The 849-nt window shown below is 51.9% G+C and carries 5 tRNA genes; all 5 read right to left on the bottom strand.

Features of this window, described 5'->3' with window-relative positions:
- Window positions 1-293: 293 nt before the first annotated feature.
- Window positions 294-369 (bottom strand) — tRNA-Ala (locus AKG34_RS21280).
- A gap of 9 nt (window positions 370-378) precedes the next feature.
- Window positions 379-455, bottom strand: a tRNA-Pro gene (locus AKG34_RS21285).
- An 8-nt stretch (window positions 456-463) separates the two neighbouring features.
- Window positions 464-540 (bottom strand) — tRNA-Arg (locus tag AKG34_RS21290).
- A 9-nt stretch (window positions 541-549) separates the two neighbouring features.
- A tRNA-Leu gene (locus AKG34_RS21295) sits at window positions 550-638 on the bottom strand.
- Between the two features lie 67 nt (window positions 639-705).
- Window positions 706-794: transfer RNA gene (locus tag AKG34_RS21300), tRNA-Leu, on the bottom strand.
- Between the last annotated feature and the right edge of the window lie 55 nt (window positions 795-849).

The following is an 849-nucleotide window of genomic DNA, read 5'->3' on the forward strand; positions in this document are numbered from 1 at the left end:
GGCAGGTTGCCCACGTGTTACTCACCCGTCCGCCGCTAATCTCAGGGAGCAAGCTCCCATCGATTCGCTCGACTTGCATGTATTAGGCACGCCGCCAGCGTTCGTCCTGAGCCAGGATCAAACTCTCCGAAGAAATGTTTGACTTGCTCATTTTGCTTTTTTAATAGTGTGTGCTCACTTAAAATTTAACGTTGGCGCTTTGTTTTGTTCAGTTTTCAAAGAGCAATATCTGATTCCTTTAAAGAATCAACTTTTACATCATATCAAAGCTTGTTAAGCTTGTCAAGTTTTTTTGGTGGAGCCTAGCGGGATCGAACCGCTGACCTCCTGCGTGCAAGGCAGGCGCTCTCCCAGCTGAGCTAAGGCCCCAAAAATCAATGGTCGGGAAGACAGGATTCGAACCTGCGACCCCTTGGTCCCAAACCAAGTGCTCTACCAAGCTGAGCTACTTCCCGAAAAAACATGGTGCGCCCGGCGGGAGTCGAACCTACAACCTTCTGATTCGTAGTCAGATGCTCTATCCAATTGAGCTACGGGCGCATATTAAGATGGTGCCGAGGACCGGAATCGAACCGGTACGGTAGTCACCTACCGCAGGATTTTAAGTCCTGTGCGTCTGCCAGTTCCGCCACCCCGGCATAAATAAATAGTGGAGCGGAAGACGGGATTCGAACCCGCGACCCCAACCTNGGGCGCATATTAAGATGGTGCCGAGGACCGGAATCGAACCGGTACGGTAGTCACCTACCGCAGGATTTTAAGTCCTGTGCGTCTGCCAGTTCCGCCACCCCGGCATAAATAAATAGTGGAGCGGAAGACGGGATTCGAACCCGCGACCCCAACCTTGGC

Origin of the sequence: Peribacillus butanolivorans (assembly GCF_001273755.1) — a bacterium.
Taxonomy (GTDB): domain Bacteria; phylum Bacillota; class Bacilli; order Bacillales; family DSM-1321; genus Peribacillus; species Peribacillus butanolivorans.